The organism is Cellulophaga sp. F20128 (genome assembly GCF_023015805.1).
Lineage (GTDB): Bacteria > Bacteroidota > Bacteroidia > Flavobacteriales > Flavobacteriaceae > Cellulophaga.
Genome location: NZ_JALKBA010000080.1, coordinates 1 through 503, shown reverse-complemented (window position 1 = coordinate 503; position 503 = coordinate 1). Strand labels below are relative to the sequence as shown.

The window sequence follows — 503 nt, the reverse complement described above, 5'->3', positions numbered from 1 at the left end:
AAGAAATATATATCATTTAAAACTCTGTCAGTTTTATCTAAACCTCTAATACCATAATTTGCACTTAACAAATTTGCTTGTTTGTTTATAAAAGTGAAGCTACCGTCTTTAGCCGCAGTATTTTGTGATTTACCTGATGAAGATCCATTAATGATATCAAAATCAACTTGACGCGTTCCTTCATTGATCATTCCTTGTCCTTCATTTAATGCATCCGGTATGCTATCATACATAAGCCCAAGTCCAGCGCCTGCTAATATAGCTCCAACACCTGTAGCTCCTAAAGCAGAGGCTCCTACAACCGCAACAGTTCCAATGCCAAGTTGTAGCACATTTATATTGAATTTTCTTGCTCTCTCATTTAATTCGGCGTAATCTTTATTACTTATTGAACTTCGTGAATTAATGATTTCGTTAAAAACTTCATTATTCGCTTCAAAAAAAAGAGCTATCGCCTGTTTTTCGTCTTCAGTGGCATTTGCAAAAATATTCTCAAGAATAGC

General features: G+C 35.0%; 1 protein-coding gene. It reads right to left on the bottom strand.

What is annotated here, in order from left to right; genetic code table 11:
• The coding region (locus tag MWU65_RS17840) for a hypothetical protein (RefSeq protein ID WP_247079971.1) at positions 1-503 on the bottom strand (503 nt) is incomplete at both ends.